At 31.7% G+C, this 24,690-nt stretch carries 21 protein-coding genes; all 21 read left to right on the top strand.

The window, feature by feature from the left end; translation table 11 throughout:
• The first annotated feature begins 56 nt into the window (after nucleotides 1-56).
• Nucleotides 57-431, top strand: coding sequence for an Asp23/Gls24 family envelope stress response protein (locus LQ677_RS01340; RefSeq protein WP_016911554.1), 375 nt, complete (start codon nucleotides 57-59; stop codon nucleotides 429-431).
• Nucleotides 432-446: 15 nt separating this feature from the next.
• Nucleotides 447-2,105 (top strand): fatty acid kinase catalytic subunit FakA, encoded by a 1,659-nt coding sequence (gene fakA / locus LQ677_RS01335; RefSeq protein ID WP_037587615.1) that lies wholly within the window; start codon nucleotides 447-449, stop codon nucleotides 2,103-2,105.
• 127 nt (nucleotides 2,106-2,232) lie between these two features.
• Nucleotides 2,233-2,898 carry an L-serine ammonia-lyase, iron-sulfur-dependent subunit beta gene (gene sdaAB / locus LQ677_RS01330; RefSeq protein WP_037587617.1) on the top strand — a complete coding sequence of 222 codons (666 nt, stop codon included), beginning with the start codon at nucleotides 2,233-2,235 and terminating at the stop codon, nucleotides 2,896-2,898.
• A gap of 13 nt (nucleotides 2,899-2,911) precedes the next feature.
• Complete coding sequence (sdaAA, locus tag LQ677_RS01325) at nucleotides 2,912-3,781, top strand: L-serine ammonia-lyase, iron-sulfur-dependent, subunit alpha (RefSeq protein ID WP_239748036.1); 870 nt, start codon at nucleotides 2,912-2,914, stop codon at nucleotides 3,779-3,781.
• 144 nt (nucleotides 3,782-3,925) lie between these two features.
• Entirely contained in the window at nucleotides 3,926-5,965 is a 2,040-nt protein-coding gene (gene recG / locus LQ677_RS01320) for an ATP-dependent DNA helicase RecG (protein ID WP_204252923.1), read from the top strand.
• Between the two features lie 58 nt (nucleotides 5,966-6,023).
• Complete coding sequence (locus tag LQ677_RS01315) at nucleotides 6,024-6,644, top strand: class A sortase (RefSeq protein WP_239748035.1); 621 nt, start codon at nucleotides 6,024-6,026, stop codon at nucleotides 6,642-6,644.
• Nucleotides 6,645-7,605: 961 nt separating this feature from the next.
• Complete coding sequence (gene fapR, locus LQ677_RS01310) at nucleotides 7,606-8,175, top strand: transcription factor FapR (protein ID WP_025905295.1); 570 nt, start codon at nucleotides 7,606-7,608, stop codon at nucleotides 8,173-8,175.
• Nucleotides 8,168-9,154 (top strand): phosphate acyltransferase PlsX, encoded by a 987-nt coding sequence (gene plsX / locus LQ677_RS01305; RefSeq protein WP_196307669.1) that lies wholly within the window; start codon nucleotides 8,168-8,170, stop codon nucleotides 9,152-9,154. The genes fapR and plsX overlap by 8 nt, the downstream gene beginning before the upstream one ends.
• The gene (fabD, locus tag LQ677_RS01300; protein WP_239748034.1) at nucleotides 9,147-10,067 is read left to right on the top strand and encodes an ACP S-malonyltransferase; all 921 of its coding nucleotides are present in this window, start codon (nucleotides 9,147-9,149) and stop codon (nucleotides 10,065-10,067) included. Before plsX ends, fabD begins: the two co-directional genes overlap by 8 nt.
• Entirely contained in the window at nucleotides 10,067-10,804 is a 738-nt protein-coding gene (gene fabG / locus LQ677_RS01295) for a 3-oxoacyl-[acyl-carrier-protein] reductase (RefSeq protein WP_239748033.1), read from the top strand. Before fabD ends, fabG begins: the two co-directional genes overlap by 1 nt.
• Before the next feature lie 87 nt (nucleotides 10,805-10,891).
• Nucleotides 10,892-11,125, top strand: coding sequence for an acyl carrier protein (locus tag LQ677_RS01290; protein WP_017000113.1), 234 nt, complete (start codon nucleotides 10,892-10,894; stop codon nucleotides 11,123-11,125).
• Nucleotides 11,126-11,448: 323 nt separating this feature from the next.
• Nucleotides 11,449-12,198: an SAR2788 family putative toxin gene (locus LQ677_RS01285; protein WP_239748032.1), complete on the top strand. Its 750-nt coding sequence runs from the start codon at nucleotides 11,449-11,451 to the stop codon at nucleotides 12,196-12,198.
• A 13-nt stretch (nucleotides 12,199-12,211) separates the two neighbouring features.
• Nucleotides 12,212-12,823 (top strand): DUF3885 domain-containing protein, encoded by a 612-nt coding sequence (locus tag LQ677_RS01280; protein WP_239748031.1) that lies wholly within the window; start codon nucleotides 12,212-12,214, stop codon nucleotides 12,821-12,823.
• Entirely contained in the window at nucleotides 12,810-13,505 is a 696-nt protein-coding gene (locus tag LQ677_RS01275; RefSeq protein WP_239748030.1) for a S8 family serine peptidase, read from the top strand. The genes LQ677_RS01280 and LQ677_RS01275 overlap by 14 nt, the downstream gene beginning before the upstream one ends.
• 684 nt (nucleotides 13,506-14,189) lie before the next feature.
• Complete coding sequence (locus tag LQ677_RS01270) at nucleotides 14,190-16,349, top strand: bifunctional glycosyltransferase/CDP-glycerol:glycerophosphate glycerophosphotransferase (RefSeq protein WP_239748029.1); 2,160 nt, start codon at nucleotides 14,190-14,192, stop codon at nucleotides 16,347-16,349.
• Between the two features lie 203 nt (nucleotides 16,350-16,552).
• Nucleotides 16,553-17,176 (top strand): CHAP domain-containing protein, encoded by a 624-nt coding sequence (locus tag LQ677_RS01265; protein WP_025905299.1) that lies wholly within the window; start codon nucleotides 16,553-16,555, stop codon nucleotides 17,174-17,176.
• Between the two features lie 167 nt (nucleotides 17,177-17,343).
• Nucleotides 17,344-18,063 (top strand): ribonuclease III, encoded by a 720-nt coding sequence (gene rnc / locus LQ677_RS01260; RefSeq protein WP_037587752.1) that lies wholly within the window; start codon nucleotides 17,344-17,346, stop codon nucleotides 18,061-18,063.
• 10 nt (nucleotides 18,064-18,073) lie between these two features.
• The gene (smc, locus tag LQ677_RS01255; protein ID WP_239748028.1) at nucleotides 18,074-21,640 is read left to right on the top strand and encodes a chromosome segregation protein SMC; all 3,567 of its coding nucleotides are present in this window, start codon (nucleotides 18,074-18,076) and stop codon (nucleotides 21,638-21,640) included.
• Nucleotides 21,637-22,809, top strand: a complete 1,173-nt coding sequence (gene ftsY, locus LQ677_RS01250) for a signal recognition particle-docking protein FtsY (protein ID WP_204188665.1) — start codon at nucleotides 21,637-21,639, stop codon at nucleotides 22,807-22,809. Before smc ends, ftsY begins: the two co-directional genes overlap by 4 nt.
• Nucleotides 22,796-23,131, top strand: a complete 336-nt coding sequence (locus tag LQ677_RS01245) for a putative DNA-binding protein (protein ID WP_025905303.1) — start codon at nucleotides 22,796-22,798, stop codon at nucleotides 23,129-23,131. Before ftsY ends, LQ677_RS01245 begins: the two co-directional genes overlap by 14 nt.
• 12 nt (nucleotides 23,132-23,143) lie before the next feature.
• A complete protein-coding gene (ffh, locus tag LQ677_RS01240) occupies nucleotides 23,144-24,508 on the top strand; it encodes a signal recognition particle protein (RefSeq protein WP_037587757.1) in 1,365 nt (454 codons plus the stop codon).
• The last annotated feature ends 182 nt before the right edge of the window (nucleotides 24,509-24,690 follow it).

Below are 24,690 nucleotides of genomic sequence, written 5' to 3'. Positions count from 1 at the left end.
ATATATAAAGTAGTTTATAAAACGAAAAAATTTAAATGTGTAGGAGGGACGTAATCATGACTTTAGAAATTACAAATGAGTATGGAAGTATCGATATTTCAAATGACGTTATTGCAACGCTTGCTGGCGGTGCTGCCGTAGAATGTTATGGTATCGTTGGTATGGCAAGTAAACATCAAGTTAGAGATGGCATTGCAGAAATTCTTGGGCGTGATAATTATGCCAAAGGTGTTATTGTATCTCAAAACGAAGGTGTTCTTGATGTAGATATGTATATAATTGTGAGTTATGGTACGAAAATCTCAGAAATAGCAAACAATGTCCAATCTGCTGTTAAATATACTTTAGAACAATCATTAAATTTAAAAGTCAACGCAGTCAACATATATATCCAAGGTGTTAGAGTTATTAATGATGATGAGGAAGCATAGGGAGGCAAATACAGTATGAATAAGATTGACGGCAAATTGTTTGCTGATATGATCGTTCAAGGATCAGATAGTTTATCAAACAATGCAGATTTTGTAGATTCTTTAAATGTGTTTCCTGTACCAGATGGAGATACAGGAACAAATATGAATTTATCAATGTCATCAGGTGCAGCAGAGGTTAAAGCTCATAGTAATGTACATATCGGTGAGGTTGGTAAAATATTTTCTAAAGGATTGTTAATGGGCGCAAGAGGTAACTCAGGTGTTATCTTATCTCAATTATTTAGAGGATTCTCAAAATCGATTGAGAATGAACAAGAAATTGATGCTCAACAATTCGCTAAAGCATTCCAATCAGGTGTGAATACAGCATATAAAGCTGTAATGAAACCAGTTGAAGGAACGATTTTAACAGTTGCGAGAGTAGCTGGAGAAGCAGCTGTTAAAGCAGCTGAATCAACAGAAGATGTTATAACAGTTATGGAAGCAGTCATTAAAGAAGGTCAAACAGCATTAGAAAACACACCAAACCAACTACCTGTACTTAAAGAAGTAGGTGTTGTGGATAGTGGTGGACAAGGTTTAATGTTTGTTTATGAAGGCTTCTTAGCAACATTAAAAGGCGAAAAAATTCAACCTGCTAAAGAAAAAGTAGATACAGACGAATTTATTAATGATGACCATGATTTCGGTGGCGTCATGAATACTGAAGATATCGTCTACGGCTACTGTACTGAAATTATGGTTCGCTTTGGAAAAGATAAAAAAGCTTTCGATGAAGAACAATTTAGAGAAGATATGAGTCAATTCGGTGATTCATTACTCGTAATCTCTGATGATGAAATCGTAAAAGTACATGTTCATTCTGAAACACCAGGTGAAGTATTATCTTACGGTAGCCAATACGGTGAACTCATTAAAATTAAAATCGAAAACATGCGCGAACAACATAGAGAAGTACTTCGTAAAAGCGCAGATAAAAAGATCAAACAAGAACAACAACAAGAGCAAGAAGAGATTGAAACAGCAGTTATTACAATTTCAATGGGTGAAGGAATCACAACATTATTTAAATCACTTGGTGCAACACATGTCATCAGCGGTGGCCAAACTATGAATCCTTCAACAGAAGATATTGTAAAAGTTGTAAAACAATCAGGTTGTAAAAATGCAATCATCTTACCAAATAATAAAAATATTATTATGGCAGCTGAGCAAGTTGAACATTTAGTTGATATACCTGTAGCTGTTGTAGCATCAAAAACAGTATCTCAAGGTCTTTCAGCAATGTTAAATCTTAACTTAGAGCAATCAATCGAAGAGAATAAAGCGCATATGGAAGATGCAATGCGTTTTGTAAAATCAGGTTCTGTAACATATGCCGTTAGAGACACAAATATAGATGGTATTACAATTAAAAAAGGTGAGTTCATGGGTATCCATGAAAGCAGTATTAAAGTAAGTGATGCTGACCACCTAACAGCTAGTAAAAAGCTTATCGATGAAATGATTGATGAAGACAGTGAAATTTTAACAATTATTAAAGGTGAAGACGCTACTGATGAAGAAGTCGATCAATTAGTATCATATGTTGAAGAAAACTATGAAGAAGTTGAAGTAGAAGTACATCAAGGTGACCAACCAATTTACTCATTCTTATTCTCAGTAGAATAATCTCAAGATAAAAGACAACAATGTTAAACAAAAGCGTTGTTGTCTTTTGTGTTGTAAAACGCTTACAAAACGAGCGAAAGTTGTTATAATGGTATGGTGAAATTAAAAGAGAAACGAGTGATTATTGATGAAATATAGAAGTGTCTTTGACATTATTGGTCCAGTAATGGTTGGACCATCTTCATCACATACTGCTGGTGCAGTAAGAATTGGATTAATAGCTAGAGGGTTATTTGATGGTAAACCTGAACATATTGATATATATTTATATGGGTCTTTCATGGAAACTTATAAAGGACATGGTACTGACGTTGCGTTAGTCGGCGGTATTCTAGGCTATGATACAGACGATGACCGAATCAAAACAAGTCTTCAAGATGCTGAGCAACAACAGATTGATGTCAACTTTATCGAAATGTATGAAGAACGATCACATCCGAATACAGCAATTATCAACATGAGAAATAAAGAAATGGAAATCTCAGTAGAAGGTATTTCAATTGGTGGTGGTAAAGTTGAAATCGTTGCGATAAACGGATTCCAAATTGCCATTAGTGGGAATTATCCTGCTTTACTTGTTTTTCATAAGGATACATTTGGCACAATCGGGAAAGTGACCAATGTCTTTGGTGATTATCGTATTAATGTTGGTAGTATGCAAGTGGCGCGTAAAGAGAAAGGTGAACTTGCATTAATGACGTGTGAATTAGATGATGATATTCCACAAGAAGTCTTAAATAAAATTAAAGAAATTGATGGTGTACAGACAGTCACATTAATGGGGGAATCATAAAAGGAGGGTTATCATGTTTCAAAGTGTAAAAGAACTTATTGAAATTTGTGAAAGAGAAAATAAAAAAATTTATGAAGTCATGATTGAACAAGAAATGCGTGTGTCTAAACTCTCTAAAGAAGAAGTTTATCAAAATATGGAACGCAATTTAGATACAATGGAAAAAGCCATTGAACGTGGTATAAATGGTGTAACGTCAACAACAGGTTTAACTGGAATGGATGCTGTACTTTTACAAGATTATTTAGAAAGTGGACAATCACTTTCAGGTGATTTAATGATTGATGCAGTAAGTAAAGCTGTTGCGACGAACGAAGTAAATGCAGCAATGGGTAAAATATGTGCAACACCAACTGCCGGTTCTGCAGGGGTTGCGCCTGGTGTATTATTTGCACTGAAAAAAAGACTAAACCCTTCTAGAGAAGATATGTTACATTTCTTATTTACAACAGGTGCATTTGGATTTGTTGTTGCGAATAACGCATCTATATCAGGTGCGGCTGGTGGTTGCCAAGCTGAAGTTGGTTCAGCAGCCGCGATGTGTGCTGCTGCAACAGTAGAAATGGCTGGCGGTACACCTCAACAATCTGCAGAAGCATTTGCGATTAGCTTAAAAAATATGTTAGGACTTGTTTGTGATCCAGTTGCGGGATTAGTAGAAGTACCTTGTGTTAAGAGAAACGCTGCAGGTGCTTCAAATGCAATTATTTCAGCTGATATGGCTTTAGCAGGTGTGAAATCAAGAATTCCTACTGATGAAGTTATAGAAGCTATGTATAAGATTGGCCAAACAATGCCTTCAGCACTACGTGAAACAGGTCGTGGTGGTTTAGCAGGTACGCCAACAGGAGAAAGGTTAAAACAAGAGATATTTGGAAATTAACCAAAACATTAATTTATAAGGCTGGGACATGATTCATTGTCCTAGTCTTTATTTGTTTGTATAAAGCTCATTTTGGTGAAATCGATTGGTTTATATTATGTATTTGTTCTATAATTAGAGTATTAATAAATATAGGTGATAAAAATGAATAAGCAACATCTAATATATACAGACCGAACTTTGCAAGAACTTAAAGGTGTTGGACCAAAAAGTTTACAGTTATTAAATGAATTAAATATCTATACATTAGAAGATTTAGTGTTGTATTTACCAACACGTTACGAAGATGAATCTGTCATAAATTTAAACGAAGCAACTGATGGTGATGTTGTCACTGTTACTGGAGAAGTGTACTCTAGTCCGACTGTCGCATTTTTTGGTAGAAATAAATCTAAATTAACGTGCCATATGCTGATTGATCAAATTGCCGTTAAAGTCACATTCTTTAATCAACCTTATTTGAAAAAAAGACTCATTATGGGTGAAACAGTTACGATCAAAGGTAAATGGGATCAAAAGAAACAAATTATTGCTGGTCAAAAAGTAATGGCTGAAAAAGAGGACGGTGGAAATGCGTTAACACCTATTTATCGATTAAAAGAAGGTTTAAAACAAAAGCAGCTTAATAAATACATTGAACAAGCATTACAACTTGTTGAAATTGATGAATGGTTATCTCCAAATTTAATGGATAAGTACAAATTAATGCCATTAAAAGATGTCATTCCAATTTTACATAAACCACTTCAATTTAATCACCTCAAATTAGCACGTCGAACATTTTCATTTAATGAATTATTCTTATTTCAGTTAAAGATGAAATGGTTAAGCAAATTAGAAAAAGAATCTAATAAAATAGAAGGTTTAAATTATGATGTTAATGCGGTGAAATCTTTTATCGAAACATTACCATTTGAATTAACAGATGCTCAGAAAAATAGTGTGAATGAAATTTTTAGAGATTTAAAAGCGCCTATTAAAATGCATCGATTATTACAAGGTGATGTAGGTTCGGGTAAAACGGTTGTTGCAGCTATTGCGATTTATGCAATGTTTAATGCAGGTAAGCAAAGTGCGCTTATGGTCCCAACAGCTATATTAGCTGAACAACATGCAATCAGTTTAGATGAGTTGTTTGGTGGGCAATTGAATGTCGCTTTATTAACAAGTTCGGTTAAAGGTAAAAAAAGAAAATTATTACTTGAACAGTTAGAAGCAGGAGAAGTTGACGTCATTGTAGGTACGCATGCACTTATACAAGATGATGTAGCGTTTAATGATATTGGATTAGTTATTATTGATGAACAGCATCGATTTGGTGTAAATCAACGTAAGAAGCTGCGTGAAAAAGGTGCAGATACAAATGTCTTATTTATGACAGCAACACCAATTCCGCGAACATTGTCTATCTCTGCGTTCGGGGAAATGGATGTAACTTCGATTAAACAAATGCCTAAAGGTAGAAAAGAAATTTTGACATCGTGGGCTAAACATGAAGAAATTGATCATGTATTAAATCAGCTAAATGGTGAAATATTAAAAGGCCGACAAGCGTATGTTATTTGTCCATTAATAGAAGAAAGTGAAGCATTGGATGTTCAAAATGTGGTCGCAATTTATGAGCAATTACAGTTGCGTTTCGGTGCGGATAAAGTCGGTCTTGTACATGGTAAAATGCATGCAGATGAAAAAGACGAAATCATGAATAAATTTAGTAATAATGAAATCGCGATATTAGTTTCTACAACTGTTGTTGAAGTTGGTGTAAACGTCCCTAATGCAACATTTATGATTATCTATGATGCTGACCGATTTGGTTTATCTACGTTACACCAATTAAGAGGACGTGTTGGTAGAAGTCATCACCAAAGTTACTGTACGTTAGTAGCATCACCTAAAACTGAGAGTGGTGTAGAACGAATGCACATTATGACTGAATCTACTGACGGTTTTTATTTATCAGAACGAGATTTGGAAATGAGAGGACCAGGTGACTTCTTTGGCGTTAAACAAAGTGGTTTGCCTGATTTCAGAGTTGCAAATATTGTAGAAGATTATAGGATGTTAGAAGTCGCAAGAGACGAAGCGAGTGAATTAGTGCAATCAGGTGAATTTTTCAAACCTGAATATGATAAATTGAGATTATTAGTACAAGAATCTATGTCAGAACAAAATTTTGATTGACATTGGATCACGTATTGTATAAATTTGAATTACCATATTTTGAGAGTAGGTTAGAAACATGAGATGGTTATATAAAATTATAGGTATCTTATTAATTATAACGGCAATATCTATTTTCTTCTGGAATGATATTAGAACGTATTTTACAGACCGTGTTAATGATAAAGTCATCGAGTCGTATGAAAATCATGATGACAGCGTTAAAATAAATCCGATAGAATCATGGATTACAAAAACAGAAACAGATAACTTAAAAGTAAATGAACATATGGTTGGTTATTTAAAAGTACCAGCAGCAGATATATCAGAGCCTATATTTAAAGGGCCAGCAACAGAACAAAATTTAAAAAACGGATTGTCATTAGTAGATGAGAACGAAAAATTAAGTGAGCAAAATGTCGCAATCGCAGGCCATCGTGTAGAAGGTGCGGGAATAAGATTTAACTATCTCGATCGCGCAAAAGTTGGCGATAAAGTAGAACTCATCACATTAAAAGGTAAAAAAACATATATAATTAAAAACATTAAAAATGTGAAGCCAAATCAAGTAGAAGTATTAGATGAACATAAAGGTAAACCGAATCAATTAACATTAATAACATGTGATAATTATAATCCAGATACATTATTGTTCGAAGAGCGTATGATATTTACAGCAGTAGAAGAAAATGCAGCATAACTTTGATAGAGGAGAGCAAAATTTCAAATTTTGCTCTTTTTTTGTTGGGAGAAAGAATATGGAGTGCCTGGATTCGAGATATAGTTGTATGGGTTTATGGAGTAGGTAGGAAGAATGTGAGATATTCGAGAAGATGTGAGTTAAAGAGGTAGTAAACTCACGAGATTGTGAAAGATGTGAGTTAAAGCGGTAGTAAACTCACATCTTTTTAAAAATTAAATGATTATTTAGAAATGAACATTTTTGATTACATAAAAAATCGCCCAAGTCGTAGCTTAATGCCTACATTAAGCCAAGAGATTGCCTAAGTCTTAGCTTAACTACTACATTAAGCGAAGAGATCGCCCAAGTCGTAGCTTAATGCCTACATTAAGCCAAGAGATCACTCAAGTCGTAGCTTAAGTCCTGAATAAAGCCAAGAGATCGCTCAAGTCGTAGCTTAAGTCCTGAATAAAGCCAAGAGATCGTCCAAGTCATGGCTTAAGTCCTAAATAAAGCCAAGAGATTGTCCAAGTCATGGCTTAAGTCCCAAATAAAGCCAAGAGATGGCTCAAGTCTTAGCTTAAGTCCTAACTTAAGCCAAGAGATCGTCCAAGCCTTAGCTTAAGTCCTACATTAAGCCAAGAGATCGCCCAAGTCGTAGCTTAACTTCGTAATTAAGCCAAGAGATTGCTTAAGTCTCAACTCCCAACATCAATTCCCACCCCCAACACCTAACCTCGCACCCAAAATAACCCGACCTTCCTCCTCAAATCCATAATCAACCCCCAAAATTCACTCATTCCACCTTGTCTTCACATCTTATTATTTAAGTCTTATGACCAAATTTTTAAATTTCGCTCTTTTTTATTGTATAATTTGTTGAGTATATTGTTATACCCATGTTAGTATAAGTAAGGTAGGTCATGATAGCAGGTGCTAATTTTAGCTATAAGTACATAATAGAATGGATTTGGATGAAATGAAATTATCAAAAGCAGATCGCCAGAGGGAATTAACAAATCGTTTGAAAGCTGAACCTTTCATAACTGACGAAACTTTAAGTGAATATTTTAAAGTAAGCATCCAAACTATTAGACTAGATAGAATGGAGCTAGGTATTCCAGAATTAAGACGCCGCATCAAAGATGTAGCAACACAAAATCATGATGAAATTAAATCATTACCCATTGAAGATGTCATTGGGGAAATTATAGATATTGAATTAGATAAATCAGCAATTTCTATTATAGATATTAAGGAAGAACATGTTTTTACACGTAATGGTATTGCTAGAGGACACTATTTATTTGCCCAAGCTAACTCATTATGTGTAGCATTGATTAATGATGAATTAGCATTAACAACTAAGAGTAATGTTCAATTCAAAAAATCAGTAAAACTAAATGAAAGAGTCATTGCTAAAGCTACTGTGATTCATAAATCGAAACATATAGCTAAAGTAGATGTCACTAGCACTGTTCATGGAGAAACTGTTTTCCAAGGACAATTTGAAATGTATTATTCGAGCGAGGGTGAAAATAATGGTTAAGATTGCGATAGATATGATGGGCGGAGATGACGCGCCAGGTATCGTAATAGAAGCGGTTAAACAAGCAGTTAATGATTTTCCAGATTTAGAGATTTTGTTATATGGTGATGAAAAACAATTTGATTACAAACATGATCGTATCACTTTTTATCATACTGATGAAAAGATAACAATGGATGACGAACCTGTTAGATCAATTAAGAAAAAGAAAAATGCTTCAATGGTTTTAATGGCGAATGCTGTTAAAGAAGGTAAAGCTGAAGCATGTGTATCAGCTGGTAATACTGGCGCACTTATGAGTAGTGGATTATTTATTGTCGGCAGAATAAAAGGTATTGAAAGACCTGCATTAGTTGCGACTTTCCCAACTGTGACAGGTAAAGGATTTGTATTTTTAGATATTGGTGCAAACTCAGATGCTAAACCTGAACATCTTGTGCAATATGCTAAAATGGGTGAAATTTATGCCAAACAAATTAGAAGTATTGAAAATCCTTCATTAGCACTTTTAAATATTGGTACTGAAGAAACAAAAGGTAATGCTTTAATGAAAAAGACTTATCAATTACTTAAAGAAGAACAATTTGATAACTTTATTGGAAATGTTGAAGCAAAATCTTTATTGTTAGATGCATGTGATGTTGTTGTATCAGATGGTTATAACGGTAACATGGTGTTAAAAACAATCGAAGGTACAGCAACAGGTATATTTAAAATGTTAAAAGAAGCGATGACTGCTTCAACTAAAAATAAACTTGCTGCACTTACTTTGAAAAAAGATATTAAAAAAATCAGCAATAAAATGGACTATGCAGAATACGGTGGTTCAGTACTATTAGGATTAAATGGTGTTGTTGTTAAAGCACACGGATCATCAGATCAACGTGCATTCTATAATGCAATTAAACAAGCTAAGCTAGCTGCAGATACTAAAATAGTAGATAAAATGAAGAAAGCAGTAGGTGAAATAAATGGGTAAAGTTGCAATCATGTTCCCTGGTCAAGGGTCACAAAAAGTAGGAATGGCAGAAGATTTATATCAAGAAGAAATTAATGCAACATCAATTTTAGAAAGAGCAAATGAATCATTATCATTTGATTTACTTGAAATTATGTTTAAAGATCCAGAAGAAATTCTTGGATTAACTGAATATACACAACCAGCATTGTTAACGCATAGTTCAGCTTTAATGAATGCTTTAAAAGATTTAAATTATGACTACGCATTAGGACATAGTTTAGGTGAATATTCAGCATTAGTATCAGAAGGTGTATTAAAGTTTGAAGATGCCGTTCAAATCGTACATAAACGTGGTACATTAATGTCTGAAGCTTTTCCACAAGGTGTAGGTTCTATGGCAGCGGTACTAGGTTTAGATATTGAAAAAGTGCGAGAAATCTGTGAACAATTATCAACAGAGGACAAACTTATTGAACCAGCAAACATCAATTGCCCAGGTCAAATCGTTGTATCTGGTCATGCAGAACTCATTGATAAACTTGCAGCAGAAGGTAAATCACTAGGTGCTAAACGTGTTATGCCTTTAAAAGTTTCAGGTCCATTTCATTCTTCAATGATGAAAACTATAGCAGATGATTTTGAAAACTACATTAATCAATTTGAGTGGAATGATGCAGAACACCCGATTGTACAAAATGTATATGCTAAACCTGAAACAGATCATGAAGTAATTAAAGCGAACATGGTTAAACAATTATTCTCACCAGTTGAATTCAGTCAATCTGTTGAGTATTTAATTGGTCAAGGTGTAGATCACTTTATCGAAGTCGGTCCTAACAAAGTATTATCTGGCTTAGTTAAGAAAATTAGTCGTGATGTTAAAATAACATCAATTCAAACAATTGATGATATTAAAGGATGGAATGAATAATGACAAAAACAGCTATCGTTACAGGTGCTTCTAGAGGTATTGGTCGTAAAATTGCATTAGAATTTGGTAAAGAAGGTTACAATGTAGTTGTGAACTATGCAGGAAATAAAGAAAAAGCAGAAGAAGTCGTTTCTGAAATTAAATCATTTGGTGTAGAAGCATTTGCATTTCAAGCAAACGTAAGTGAGCAAGATGAAGTAAAAGCTATGATTAAAGAAACAACATCTCAATTTGGTACTATCGATGTATTAGTTAATAATGCAGGTATTACAAGAGACAATTTATTGATGCGTATGAAACAAGACGAATGGGATGACGTAATCAATACAAACTTAAAAGGTGTATTTAACTGTGTTCAAGCAGTAACTAGACCAATGTTAAAACAAAAATCTGGTCGCATCATTAACTTATCAAGTGTTGTAGGATCATTAGGAAACGCAGGACAAGTGAACTATGTAGCAACTAAATCAGGTGTTGAAGGTATGACAAGAACATTTGCTAGAGAATTAGCATCTAGAGGTATTACTTGTAATGCAGTTGCACCAGGATTTATCGTATCAGATATGACAGATCAATTATCTGATGAATTAAAAGAACAAATGAAATCACAAATTCCACTTGCACGATTTGGTGAAGATAGTGATATTGCACATACAGTAGCATTTCTTGCAAGTGATAAAGCAAGCTATATTACTGGCCAAACAATTCACGTTAATGGCGGAATGTATATGCAATAATAACTACTTTTATAGTAGAATAGGATAGTAAGAGAAATTGAATTTCTTATTATATAAGATTTAAATCATTTAAAGGAGGTGAATGGAATGGCAAGTTTCGACAAAGTTAAAGACATTATTGTAGATCGTCTTGGTGTAGACGCTGAAAAAGTAACGCCTGAAGCTTCATTTAAAGATGATTTAGGTGCTGATTCTTTAGATATCGCAGAATTAGTAATGGAATTAGAAGATGAATTTGATATGGAAATTCCTGATGAGGAAGCAGAAAAAATCAACACAGTTGGTGACGCTGTAAAATATATTGAATCATTAGAAAAATAATTCTAATAATGAAAGTCCGTATGCCATTGGCTACGGGCTTTTTATTATGTTTTTTATGAAAAGGGTAAAAATCTAAAAATTAGTTTAACTGCTAAATTAATTTGCTTAAAATTCTAAACGTATTTTTCCTCTTCAAAAGTAACGTCCATTGTTTCATCACCATACGTTTCAGGAAAGATAAAATCTAGCCATTCTAGATCATCAGAAAAATAATTTTAACCCACCTTAATTGGTGGGCTATTTTATATATTAAAATTATTTATTTTTAACTATATACATATTCTAGAAAATTGGTATATAATGTAAAAAAAGGAGGATTTTTGATGAATTTTAAAATTTTTAAACCGTTTGTATGTTTAATTGCATTTGCTGTCTTATTTTCTGGATTTGGAAATATACAAGCACAAGAAGACAATACCTTGATCAAAGAGAATAATGAAGTTACTAATTCTTTATCTCATGCTGATATAACCGAAAGTAAGACTGGAGAAATATCCAAAGTCAATACATCTATTGATGAGGAAGAGGTGTCATTAGATACAACCCTTTCAAATAATTTTGAAACAGGCGAGATTAGTTTAAGTGGTAAAATATCTAATAATGAAGTAGAAGAACACATAGATTATTCTATAGACTTAACTTATGCAGATGAAAATGATATTGCCGGATATTTAATAGATAATAAAACAGGAGAAGAACATCAGTTTGATACACGTTTATCTGAAGCTTCAGCAGTACCTTTAGTTGTAGTAGCTGTTATGGCTGCTCGATTTGGTATTAAATGGGCTATTAAAAAATATGGTAAAAAAGCTGTCAACAAAGCTGTCAAATCTAATACACACAAGATTGCTAAAAGTATTAATAAAAGTTTACTTAATGATAAAGGTGTAAATATAGGTAAATTTACTCAAAAAGTTAAAGGGAGTAATCCTACATGGAGAGACCCGAAAACTAAATGGACTATCTCTAAAAATAAAGGAGAACCACATGGTGGATCTTATTGGAAGTTAAAAAATAACAAGGGAGAAAGAAAGGCCTCTTTGACTAAGGATGGAAAAATTTTAAGGAAATAAGGTGCTACATATTATGTATTTTGATATAAATAATTTGAATATTAAAAAAATAAATTTTGGGATAATGAAAAATTCAATTCATTTAAATTTAAGTGATGATAAGTATCAGTTCTTAGAAGATGGTGACACTATCAATAATGATTATTTTTTAACTGTATATAAAAATGCAATACACATTTTTGAAGATTTATTTTCGCTTTCAGACTCTATAAATTTGGTTCATGTTGTATATTCTTATACTAGACCATATAGAAAAACGAATTTTATAAAAAAATTCACATCATTAACTAAAGATGAATTATCTTATTTTAAAGAATATGTAAAATCGAATGATGATGATGAAGTTTTGTGCGAGGAGTTTTCATACAATTGTTCCATTAAAGAATTAAAATATAAAAAATTATTAAAAGCTATATCCAATCAAGATTTTAAAGGATTAGTTCCAAATATTAATCAGAATTATAATTATTCTGAAATATATATAATTAATAATACCAAAAATTTAATATACCATTTATATGATGATAGGGGCCTATGGTTAGCTTTTAATAAAAATGAAGATTATGCAAGATATTCTAAAAAGTATAGTGATTTAATATTGGATCTTGATAATGAAGAGGTTTAAACTATACATATGCATAGCGATTATCTTTTTTATTATTTTAAGCTTAATTTTTTATTTGAACAATCTAAAACTATTAAAAGTAGCTATTCTAGATACCGGTGTTAATAGTACTTCTGTTGAAAGCAAAGTAATCTCAAAAGAATTTGTTAAAGATAGTAAAAAAGTGAATAAACATGGTGATGATATTGCAAAAATAGTAGAATCTCAAAATAATATTGTGATTTATGATGCAAAAGTATTGAATAGCGATGGTCTTGGAACTGTTAAAGATACCATAGCAGGTATAGATTGGGCAATTAAAAACAAAGTAAATGTGATAAATATGAGCTATGGTTTTACTCATGATTACGAAAGCCTTCACAACAAAATAAAAGAGGCAAATAGTAAAGGAATTATTGTTTTGGCTGCAAATGGTAATGATATATTTGGTCAAAAAGAGTACCCTGCATCTTATCATGAGGTAATTTCTATAGGTGTATTGAAAAATAAATATAATAAATCTATCTACAATTCAAATGATAATGCAGATTTATATATTTCTTTAAGTAATAAATCTAAGGGAAGTGTCAATAATACTTCAGAAGCAACCGCATTAGCTACTAATCGTTTAATTAAAAATCATAATGGTGACCTTCATAATTTAGATAAAAAAGAATTAATTTCGGTATTAAAAAAAGAATAAGTACAAAAGAGAGATAAAGATAATAAACGTTCAAAAATTTAAATTTTAGCAAATATCTCTTATATAATTAGTAGTTTTATTGTAAGAACGACCGTTCTATTTTGTAAAGCAATGTTGATAATATAAACGTAGGGGTAAAAAGGGGGCAAATAGTTTGTTTTCATATGAACTAGTATGAAATAAACATTGCATAAAGTCTGTGAGATAGTGCGTTAATTAATGCACTTGAACAATCATAAACTCATGCGAAAATCACATGTATTTCATCATTAGAAAAATAATTCTAATAATGAAAGTCCGTATGCCATTGGCTACGGGCTTTTTATTATGTTTTTTTATAAAAGGTGCAAAATCTGTATGTTTATTATTTTAATAATTTTGGAAAATTTAACAATAATTCAAATAAGTAAATGGATAATTAATTCAGTTTAAGGTTTTTGTTTATTAATATTGCCAAATAGTATTAAGGAGCTATAATAATATAATGTAAAATTAATATTTAAAACTCAATATTAGCCATTCTCCTAATAATACATTGATTTATTCTTTAGATATTGAAATAAATGCCTTAGGTAGTACTTTTATTTGAGTACTAAAAAAGAATGACTAAAGTCGTCATAAAAAATTTGAGTACGCATTATATTTTTATATTAATTATATTAAAAAACTTTAAGGAGAAATATCATGAATGAATTAACAATTATCATTACTTATTATAATAAAGAAGATTATATACTTGATTGTATTGGTAGTATTATAAACCAAAGAAATCAAAACTTTGATTTAATCATAGTTAATGATGGATCAACAGACTCTTCTAATAGATTAGTTAATGAAGCGATAAATAATTATGATAAAAATGTAAATCACATTAATTTAGATAGAAATTATGGGCACGCCTATGCTAGAAATATTGCTTTAGAAAATGTTGAAACAAAATATTTTATGTTTTTAGATGCTGATGACCAACTTGCAAGCTATTCAGTTGAGTATTACTTATCTAAAATCAATGGATTAGACGGCTTAATTGGGCCAATAAATAAATTCTCATTAAAAAAACCTCAATATGTAAATAAAGATAAAATTAGAATTGACTACTTAACTAAAGGTAATAATCCTAATTCCTTTTTAAGAAAAAATACAGTTTGTAATATTTTATTTAAAACATCTATTGTCAAAGCGCACAACATTAGATTTAATGAAGATTTAAAAATATATATCGATACTTCATTTACACTTGAATATATTAAATACGTAGAGAGGTTTGTAAGGTTACGTAATTTTCCTTTCTATTTTAGAGGTGAAATTTATGATCCATTTGAAGGTAATACTTTAAGTGATCAAGATTTCATTTTTACATTCGAAGATTACGTTAATAGTTATCTTGATTCCATTAAAAGAACGGATAATAAAGATATTCTTAACTTTTTATCTCAAAAAATGAAACTTGAAATTAAAAAAGGGTTCGACCCATCTTTGAGAGATATAAATATAAGATATAGTGTTCTTGAGAAACCTTTAATTAATATTGTTAAAACACTAAAGTGGAACATTATAAAAGATGGAAAAATACTCTACAAATTAGAATTATTGTTTTTATCTATGGACGACATTGAAAATGCTAAATATATAAATAATATTAGAAGTGTAAGTAGACATGTAAAAAATATAGTTCAGAATAATAAAATGAAGAATAGATCAAAATATCAACTATTAGATAAAGAAGAAGCTGTTAATAATGAAACTATCGTTTTTGAGTCTTTCGGTGGTAAAAATTATAGTGATAGTCCTAAATATATTTATGAATATATGCAAAAACATTATCCTAAATTAAACTATATATGGGTGTTTAAAAATCCTAATCAAAATGTCATAACTGGTAATGCAGTAAAGGTTAAAAAAGGATCTAAAGAATATTATGATGCATACTCAAAAGCTAAATTCTGGGTTACGAATGCAAGGTTACCACTGTATTTAAATAAAAAAGATAACCAAATTTACATTCAAACATGGCACGGAACACCATTAAAGCGTTTGGCTAATGATATGAAGATAGTAAGAATGCCAGGGACAACTACACCTAAATATAAAAAGAATTTCTACGCTGAAACATCACGATGGGATTATTTAATTTCTCCTAATAGGTACTCAACGAACATTTTTAAAACGGCATTTTGGATGGATGAGAATAGAACTTTAGAAATAGGATATCCTCGGAATGATATATTAGTTAATAGAAGTAATGATCAAGTATATATAGAAAAACTGAAAAAAGAATTAAACATACCAAAAGGTAAGAAAATTATTATGTACGCTCCGACATGGAGAGATGATGAATTTGTTAAAAAAGGTAAATATTTATTCGATTTAAAAATAAATTTAGAAAACCTACAAAAAGAATTAGGTGATGAATTTGTCATTTTACTAAGAATGCATTATTTAATTTCAAATGCACTAGATTTAAGTGGATATGAAGATTTTGCAATCGACGTATCTAATTATAATGATATATCCGAATTATATTTAATATCTGATGCACTTATTACAGATTATTCTTCAGTCATGTTTGACTTTGGTATTCTAAAAAGACCACAATATTTCTTTGCTTATGATATTGAGAAATATGATAAAGGTTTGAGAGGATTTTATATGGATTATAAGAATGATTTACCTGGAGAAATTATTACAGATGAGTTTAAATTAGCTGAGGAATTAAAAGATATTGATAAACATAAAGAAAAATATAAAGATAAAATAGAAAAGTTTTACGATAAATTCTGTTCTATAGAAAAAGGTCAATCTTCTAAAATTATTGGAGATTTTATATATGATAAGACAAAGTAAAAATATCCCCGCCTTAATTGGTGGGGCATTTTTATGTCGCAACAAGTGTTATCATGAATTTTAATAAAATAGAGAGGGAGATTAGTGGTCTTTTTGTAATCAATACTTAATCTTTATAACCTATCCAGTATACTTTATATATGATAAAATGTTTTAATATATTATTTAAGAATATATATAATACATATTTTTTAGGGGGATGTATGAAGATTAAAAGCAAATTATTGTTAGCTATTGCATTTACGAGCTTGACTGCATTGAATTTGAATTTGCATGCTGACGCTAAGGATGGCGGCGGTAGTGATACATCTAAAGATAAGACACCTAAGATACAGAACGTAGAGGTTGAACATAGAGATTACGATAAGAAATCGAGCAAGGTCCAAAAAGAAGTTGCAAAATCTTCAACGGCTGCCATGAATTATGTTTATTCATTGGAAGGCAAGGGTTGGGATTTTGATGGCTACTACGGTTGGCAATGTTTTGATTTAGTGAATTATTATTGGAATTATTTATATGGTCACGGTTTACATGGTGACTATGCAAAAGATATTCCAACTGCTAATAATTTTAGTGGTGAAGCAACAGTGTACAAAAACACACCATCATTTGTAGCACAGCCTGGAGATGTTGTTGTATTTAATGAAGATTTCGGATCAGGTGCTGGACATACAGCAATTGTGTTAAACGGTAATGCAGATGGTAACGTCATGCAATTTACAAGTTTAGATCAAAATTGGTATGGTGGCGGCGCTGACAAGACAGAAGTTGCACAACGTATCACGCATGATTATGAAACTGAAATGTGGTTTATAAGACCAAATTAAGCAATCCATGATGATTACATAAGATAATATAAACGTCTGAACAAAGCAATTTGTTCAGGCGTTTTATATATTGTGTCAATGGATATTGTCGTTTATGATAATATTCTTTTTTTTTTATGAAATATAACGTAAAATAGATAGGAAACATAATATTAGGGAGGACAGGCATGGTTAAAAATAAAGCACAAATCATAGCACAATTTAAAGCTCAATTCGATGTGTTTATGAAAGACATAAATATCGAATTTGAACAATATGATATTTATGTTCAAGCATTCTCGCATTCAAGTTTTATTAATGACTTTAAATTAGATAAATTAAGTCATAATGAACGTTTAGAGTTCTTAGGAGACGCGGTGTTAGAATTGACGGTGTCACAGTTTTTATTTAAGAAATTTCCATTACTTCCAGAAGGTAAGCTCACTAAACTGCGCGCATCAATTGTATGTGAACCATCACTTGTAACATTTGCAATGAGTTTAAATATGAACGAATTACTTTTACTTGGTAAAGGTGAAGAAAAAACAGGCGGTCGTGAACGTCCATCATTAATCGCCGATGCATTCGAATCATTTATTGGTGCATTGTATTTAGATAAAGGACTTGAAATTGTAGAGCAATTTTTAGAAAAAGTCGTATTTCCACATGTCGTTGATGAAAATTATACTGCGAATCGTGATTATAAAACAGAATTGCAGGAATTTATGCATCGTCATAATAAAGGCAATATTACGTATCATTTATTAGATGAAAGTGGTCCAGCACATCACAAGATGTTTACTTCTGAAGTACTATTAAATGGCAAACCTTTAGAAACAGGAAAAGGTAGAACGAAAAAAGAATCAGAACAAAATGCTGCTAAAAAAGCGTTGAATAATGGTCAATAAGGGGTAGTTTATGGTTTATTTAAAATCAATAGATGCATATGGATTTAAATCTTTTGCTGAACATACACATGTAGACTTTGATAATGGTGTAACAGCTATTGTAGGCCCAAATGGTAGTGGTAAAAGTAATATTACGGATGCTATAAAATGGGTGCTCGGTGAGCAATCAGCAAAAAGTTTACGTGGATCTAAGATGGAAGATGTCATCTTTAACGGGTCGAAAGAACGTAAAAAGTGCCAATATGCAGAAGTAAAATTAACATTGGATAATCATTCAAGAAAATTGAATATAGATGAAGATACAATAACAGTTGAACGCCGCTTATATAGAAATGGTGACAGTGAATATTATTTAAATAAAGAACGAACACGCTTAAAATCAGTTCTTGATCTATTTTTAGATTCAGGTCTTGGTAAAGAAGCTTTTAGTATTATATCTCAAGGTAAAGTTGATGAAGTCTTAAATGCTAAACCTAGTGATAGAAGATATCTCATAGAAGAAGCAGCTGGCGTATTAAAATATAAAAAACGTAAAAAAGAAGCGACGCAAAAATTAGACGAAACAGAACAAAATTTAAATCGTGTTGAAGACATTGTATTCGATTTAGAAGCTAGAGTTGAGCCTCTAAGAGAAGAAGCTGCCATTGCTGAAGAGTATATTGCTTTAAAAGAAGAAATGAAAAAGAGTGATATTACTGTAACGGTATATGATATTGAAAGTTTAAATAAAGATTTTAAAAAGCTTGAACAAGAGATTGAGCATTTTCAATATCAAAAAGAACAAAAAACAAATGAATTAGACGCTATGACTTTTGAATTAAATGAAAAGAAAAAATCGAGAGATCATATTTCAAATCAAATTCAAAATGATAACAAGGCATTAGTTGAAGCGACTGAATCATTAGAAAGATTTACTGGTCAATTAGAAGTCTTAAAAGAACGTCAAAAAAATAGTGATGCGACAAATGAAAGACTAGAAGAAGAAAAGCAAGCTTCTCAAACGAGAATTAACAAAATTACTGAACAAATTAAAGAAATTGATGTGGAATTGAAAGAATTTAAAGATAGATATCAAGCATTAGTGCAAGAAATTAATGGACTTGAAGGTCAATTATCGAATCAAGAAGGTACATTTGAAGAGAAAATTGAACAACTGAAAGATCGTTATTATCAACTAATGACAGAGCAATCAGACATTAATAATGATATTAGATTTTTAGAAGACAAATTAGCAACACATCAAGAAAAACAATCAAGATTAGATGGCAGACAAAAAGAAGTATACGAAGAACTTCAACGCGTTTGGGAAGATAAATCTTCATATACAGAAAAGCTACAATCTGTTGAAAAAGAACTTCAAGAAACAACTGAACAATATAAAGCTGACCATAAGTTGTTAAAAAGTAAAGAGCAAGCATATAAAGATACGGAGTCAAAACTGTATCAAGCGTACCGTTATACAGAACAAATGAAGACGCGTATTAATACGTTAAAGAGTATGCAAGATGAATACTCTGGATTTTATTCTGGTGTTAAACATGTGCTGAAAGAAAAGTCACTCAATGGTATAGAAGGTGCAGTTGCTGAAATTATCGATACACCTTCGAAATTGACAACAGCTATTGAAATAGCGCTAGGTGCTTCTTTGCAACACATTATTGTACGAGAAGAGAAAGATGCACGATTAGCAATTAAATATTTAAAAGATAAAAAGCTAGGCCGTGCTACATTCTTACCAATGAATGTGGTTAAAAAACGATTTATACCACAATCTGTTATCGAGCAAATTAATGATCAACAAGGCTTCATTACAGTAGCTTCTGAAGGTGTTAAATATGATGAGAAATATCGAAATATTGTAGAGCATTTGTTAGGTAGTACAATTATTGCTAAAGATTTAGAAACTGCCAATCAGCTTGCGAGGTTAATTCAGTTCAAGCATAGAATCGTAACACTTGAAGGCGATGTGATTACGCCAGGCGGTGCTATGACTGGTGGTGGCAAAGAGAAGAAAGCAAGTTTGTTATCACAAAAAGATGAACTGAAAACGACTGAAGATAAGTATCAGAACTTTATGCAACAAACAACTCAAATTGAGGAGAATGTTAAAGCATTAAAACAAGAAGTTCAAAATATCGAACAGTCCTTAACTGAAACACAAGAAAAAGGTACTGAATTACGAGCTAAAGAGCATGAGGTAACATTACAATTAGATGCAGTATTAGCTAAAGAAAAACGATTAAAAGACGAAAATGAAACGTTTGAATTTGAAAAAAATGATGGCTATAACTTTGTGAAAGGTCAAGAAACATTACAAGAAAAGCAAAATAAACTTGTAACGATTAAACAAGATATAGAGAAAATTGATAACGAAATCAATCAATTAAATGCATCTCTTTCACACAGTAAAGATAGCGAAAAAACAATTCAAAATACATTAAATGAAAAACGTTCAAATCTTGCAGTTGAAAAAGAACGAAATCGTTTGAAAGAACAAGACAAGAAACGACTTAAAGAAGATTTAAACGAATATGAACATACGTTAACTAAGATTAATGATCAAATTGAATTAATCAATTCTGATGATTATATGGGTAGTGGTCAATTTGAAAAAGTCGAAAGTCAAATTCAACTATTTACAGCTAAAAAGCAAGAAATAGAAACGAAAATGATGGATGATCAAGATAAATATAAATCTATTCAAGAAGAAATCGAGCAAATAGAGCGCGATACGCAATCTATGCATCAAAGTATTTCTGGATTAGAAACAGGATTACAAGATATGGTGAGTAAGCACTCGAAAATAGATATTATGATTGAGCATCAATTGACACATTTAAATGAAACGTATCAATTAACTTTTGAAAAAGCGCAATCATTGTATGAAATGCCAGAAGATATTTCAGAAGCAAGAAAAACTGTTAAATTAACGAAAATGTCTATAGATGAACTTGGACATGTAAATTTAAATGCCATTGAACAATTTAAAGAAGTTAATGAAAGATATACTTTCTTAAGTGATCAAAGAACAGATTTATTAGAAGCAAAAGAAACATTAGAACAAGTCATATTAGAAATGGATAGCGAAGTATCGACTAGATTTAAAGAAACATTTGATGAAGTGAATCATCATTTTGGAAATGTGTTTAAATCACTCTTCAATGGTGGACGTGCTGAGTTACAACTTACAGACAAAGATATTTTAGATGCGGGTGTTGAAATTGTCGTACAACCTCCAGGGAAGAACAGACAATACTTATCACTACTTAGTGGTGGGGAACGTGCGTTATCTGCCATTAGTTTACTCTTTGCGATATTAAAAGCACGTACAGCGCCTTTTGTAATTCTAGATGAAGTTGAAGCTGCATTAGATGAACAAAATGTCATAAGATATGCAGAATATTTAGATCAGCTCAAATCAGAAACTCAATTTATCGTTATTACACATAGAAAAGGTACAATGTCATACGCGGATAGCTTATATGGTGTTACAATGCAAGAAGCGGGCATTTCTAAACTTGTGAGTGTTAACTTAAAATCAATTAAAGAAGAAGAATTGGAGGCATTACAATCATGAGTTTTTTTAAACGATTAAAGGATAGATTCTCTCCTAGTGAAGAAAAAAACAAAGAGATTGAAAACCAAGAAGAACTACCAGTCCAAGACTTAGAACCTGAGTCTAATGAAAAGGAAAATCCTGAAGCGGTTCAGTTTGATGATGGATTAATGTCATTAGATGAGTTCGAAGAATGGGAATCAGAACAACTTGGTGCTAAGTTCAAACAAGGATTAGAAAAATCTAGAGAGAACTTCCAAAATAAATTAAATGATTTATTAGCAGTGTATCGTAAAGTTGACGAAGATTTCTTTGAAGCATTAGAAGAAATGTTAATTCAAGCAGATGTTGGATTTAACACAGTTATGGAACTTGTTGATGAATTACGTATGGAAGCTAAACGCCAAAATATTAGTGAAACATCTGAATTAAGAGAAGTCATCGTTGAAAAAATAGTCGAAATTTATGTACAAGATGATGAAGATATTGATCGAATGAATATTGAAAATGACCGATTAAATGTTATATTAATGGTTGGTGTTAATGGTGTTGGTAAAACGACGACTATTGGTAAATTAGCACACCGTTATAAACAAGAAGGTAAAAAAGTTATGTTAGCAGCTGGAGATACTTTCCGTGCAGGTGCTATTGAGCAATTGAAAGTTTGGGGAGAACGTGTTGGTGTAGAAGTAATTAGTCAAAAAGAAGGTTCTGACCCAGCAGCAGTTATGTATGATGCAGTAAATGCTGCTAAAAATAGAGGTGCTGATATTTTAATTTGTGATACGGCAGGACGATTACAAAATAAAGCCAACTTAATGAATGAATTACAAAAAGTTAGAAAAGTTATTGATCGTAACGTACCTGGCGCACCTCACGAAGTGTTATTAGCATTAGATGCGACAACTGGACAAAATGCATTATCACAAGCTAAGTCATTTAAAGAAGTGACACAAGTTACAGGTATCGTATTAACGAAACTTGACGGAACAGCAAAAGGTGGTATCGTGTTAGCGATACGTAATGAATTACAAATTCCAGTTAAATTTGTAGGACTCGGTGAAAAACTTGATGACTTACAACCATTTGATGCAGAAAGCTATGTTTATGGATTATTTGCAGACATGATAGATGCAAATGAGTCTGTTGAAAATACTACTGAAGAAGCTGATCAAAATGACGGAAAATAATGAACTTATAAAAACAATGAGAATGAATTACTTATTTGATTTTTATCAAGGTTTATTAACTGAAAAACAACGCAATTATTTAGAGTTATATTATTTACAAGATTATGCACTAAGTGAAATTGCAGAGACATTTCATGTGAGTCGACAAGCAGTATATGATAATATAAAACGAACAGATGAATTATTAGAAGAGTATGAAACGAAATTACAACTCTTTAAAAAATTTAAAGAAAGACAATCTATTATTGATGAATTAAAAAGATTGTCAGGAGATAATCAAGAACTTAATCAGGCGATAGAACGCTTAGAAATTCTTGAATAGGAGGAGAAATTTATGGCATTTGAAGGGTTATCCGAAAGACTTCAAGCCACGATGCAACGCATCAAAGGTAAGGGTAAAGTTACAGAGTCAGATATTAAAGCAATGATGCGTGAAGTACGATTAGCATTATTAGAAGCAGACGTTAACTTTAAAGTTGTTAAATCTTTTGTAAACACAGTATCTGAACGCGCATTAGGTGCAGATGTTATGCAATCTTTAACACCTGGACAACAAGTCATCAAGATTGTTCAAGATGAATTAACAACTTTAATGGGTGGAGAAAATAGTAAAATTAACATGAGCAGTAAACCGCCTACTGTTGTGATGATGGTTGGTTTACAAGGTGCAGGTAAAACAACAACTGCAGGTAAATTAGCATTATTAATGAGAAAAAAATACAACAAAAAGCCATTACTTGTTGCATGTGATATTTATAGACCAGCTGCGATTCAACAATTACAAACAGTTGGTAAACAAATCGATATACCAGTATATACAGAAGGCGATCAAGTAAGTCCGAAACAAATTACTGAGAACGCGTTGAAATATGCACGTGAAGAACATTTAGACTTTGTTATTATCGATACAGCAGGTCGTCTGCATATTGATGAAGCATTAATGAATGAACTTGTAGACGTTAAAGAAGTATCTAAACCAGATGAAATCATGCTTGTTGTAGACTCTATGACAGGTCAAGATGCTGTAAATGTTGCAGAATCATTTGATAATACATTAGATGTAACAGGTGTTACGTTGACTAAATTAGATGGTGATACACGTGGTGGTGCAGCACTTTCAATCCGTTCTGTTACTGAAAAGCCAATTAAATTTATTGGTATGAGTGAAAAGCTAGATGGACTTGAGTTGTTCCATCCAGAACGTATGGCATCTAGAATTTTAGGTATGGGTGACGTATTAAGTTTAATTGAAAAAGCCCAACAAGGTGTCGATGAAGAAAAAGCTAAAGAATTAGAAAAGAAAATGAGAACATCTTCATTTACGTTTGATGATTTCTTAGAACAATTAGAACAAGTTAAAGGTTTAGGTTCGTTAGATGATCTGATGAATATGATTCCAGGTGCAAACAAAATGAAAGGCATGAAAAATGCTAACATGGATCCTAAACAAATCGATAATGTTCAAGCGATTATCCGTTCTATGACTTTAGAAGAAAGAAATAATCCTGACATTTTAAATGTTTCTAGAAAACGTCGTATTGCTAAAGGTTCAGGTCGTTCTTTACAAGAAGTAAATAGATTGATCAAACAATTTGGCGACATGAAGAAAATGATGAAACAATTTACAGGAAGCAATAAAAAAGGTAAAAAAGGTAAACGTGGCGGAAATCCATTCCAAGGCATGAACTTACCATTCTAATAGTAGCGTGACGCATCTATAATATAGAGCAAAGTTATGGCAGCTATCTTTAAGTGATCATGCCACCTTTGCTCTCTTATTTTGCATGAAATTTAAATTGGTAAAGAGAAAACACTTTACAAACAATTTATATCCTGTTATAGTATTTACTTGTAGAAAAGAAATTATAAATGAGTAAGGAG

It is taken from the genome of Mammaliicoccus sp. Q-M61, from assembly GCF_022386055.1.
Taxonomy (GTDB): Bacteria; Bacillota; Bacilli; order Staphylococcales; family Staphylococcaceae; genus Mammaliicoccus; species Mammaliicoccus sciuri_A.
This window is presented reverse-complemented; position numbering and strand designations above follow the sequence as displayed.

Excerpts from the sequence above, each read along its gene's own strand:
- ffh (WP_037587757.1), top strand. The coding sequence starts at position 23,144 with ATGGCATTTGAAGGGTTATCCGAAAGACTTCAAGCCACGATGCAACGC.
- LQ677_RS01340 (WP_016911554.1), top strand. The coding sequence starts at position 57 with ATGACTTTAGAAATTACAAATGAGTATGGAAGTATCGATATTTCAAAT.
- LQ677_RS01290 (WP_017000113.1), top strand. The coding sequence starts at position 10,892 with ATGGCAAGTTTCGACAAAGTTAAAGACATTATTGTAGATCGTCTTGGT.
- recG (WP_204252923.1), top strand. The coding sequence starts at position 3,926 with ATGAATAAGCAACATCTAATATATACAGACCGAACTTTGCAAGAACTT.
- LQ677_RS01265 (WP_025905299.1), top strand. The coding sequence starts at position 16,553 with ATGAAGATTAAAAGCAAATTATTGTTAGCTATTGCATTTACGAGCTTG.
- LQ677_RS01315 (WP_239748035.1), top strand. The coding sequence starts at position 6,024 with ATGAGATGGTTATATAAAATTATAGGTATCTTATTAATTATAACGGCA.
- LQ677_RS01245 (WP_025905303.1), top strand. The coding sequence starts at position 22,796 with ATGACGGAAAATAATGAACTTATAAAAACAATGAGAATGAATTACTTA.
- smc (WP_239748028.1), top strand. The coding sequence starts at position 18,074 with ATGGTTTATTTAAAATCAATAGATGCATATGGATTTAAATCTTTTGCT.
- LQ677_RS01280 (WP_239748031.1), top strand. The coding sequence starts at position 12,212 with ATGTATTTTGATATAAATAATTTGAATATTAAAAAAATAAATTTTGGG.
- fabG (WP_239748033.1), top strand. The coding sequence starts at position 10,067 with ATGACAAAAACAGCTATCGTTACAGGTGCTTCTAGAGGTATTGGTCGT.
- fabD (WP_239748034.1), top strand. The coding sequence starts at position 9,147 with ATGGGTAAAGTTGCAATCATGTTCCCTGGTCAAGGGTCACAAAAAGTA.
- LQ677_RS01275 (WP_239748030.1), top strand. The coding sequence starts at position 12,810 with ATGAAGAGGTTTAAACTATACATATGCATAGCGATTATCTTTTTTATT.
- sdaAB (WP_037587617.1), top strand. The coding sequence starts at position 2,233 with ATGAAATATAGAAGTGTCTTTGACATTATTGGTCCAGTAATGGTTGGA.
- rnc (WP_037587752.1), top strand. The coding sequence starts at position 17,344 with ATGGTTAAAAATAAAGCACAAATCATAGCACAATTTAAAGCTCAATTC.
- sdaAA (WP_239748036.1), top strand. The coding sequence starts at position 2,912 with ATGTTTCAAAGTGTAAAAGAACTTATTGAAATTTGTGAAAGAGAAAAT.
- LQ677_RS01270 (WP_239748029.1), top strand. The coding sequence starts at position 14,190 with ATGAATGAATTAACAATTATCATTACTTATTATAATAAAGAAGATTAT.
- fakA (WP_037587615.1), top strand. The coding sequence starts at position 447 with ATGAATAAGATTGACGGCAAATTGTTTGCTGATATGATCGTTCAAGGA.
- fapR (WP_025905295.1), top strand. The coding sequence starts at position 7,606 with ATGAAATTATCAAAAGCAGATCGCCAGAGGGAATTAACAAATCGTTTG.
- LQ677_RS01285 (WP_239748032.1), top strand. The coding sequence starts at position 11,449 with ATGAATTTTAAAATTTTTAAACCGTTTGTATGTTTAATTGCATTTGCT.
- ftsY (WP_204188665.1), top strand. The coding sequence starts at position 21,637 with ATGAGTTTTTTTAAACGATTAAAGGATAGATTCTCTCCTAGTGAAGAA.
- plsX (WP_196307669.1), top strand. The coding sequence starts at position 8,168 with ATGGTTAAGATTGCGATAGATATGATGGGCGGAGATGACGCGCCAGGT.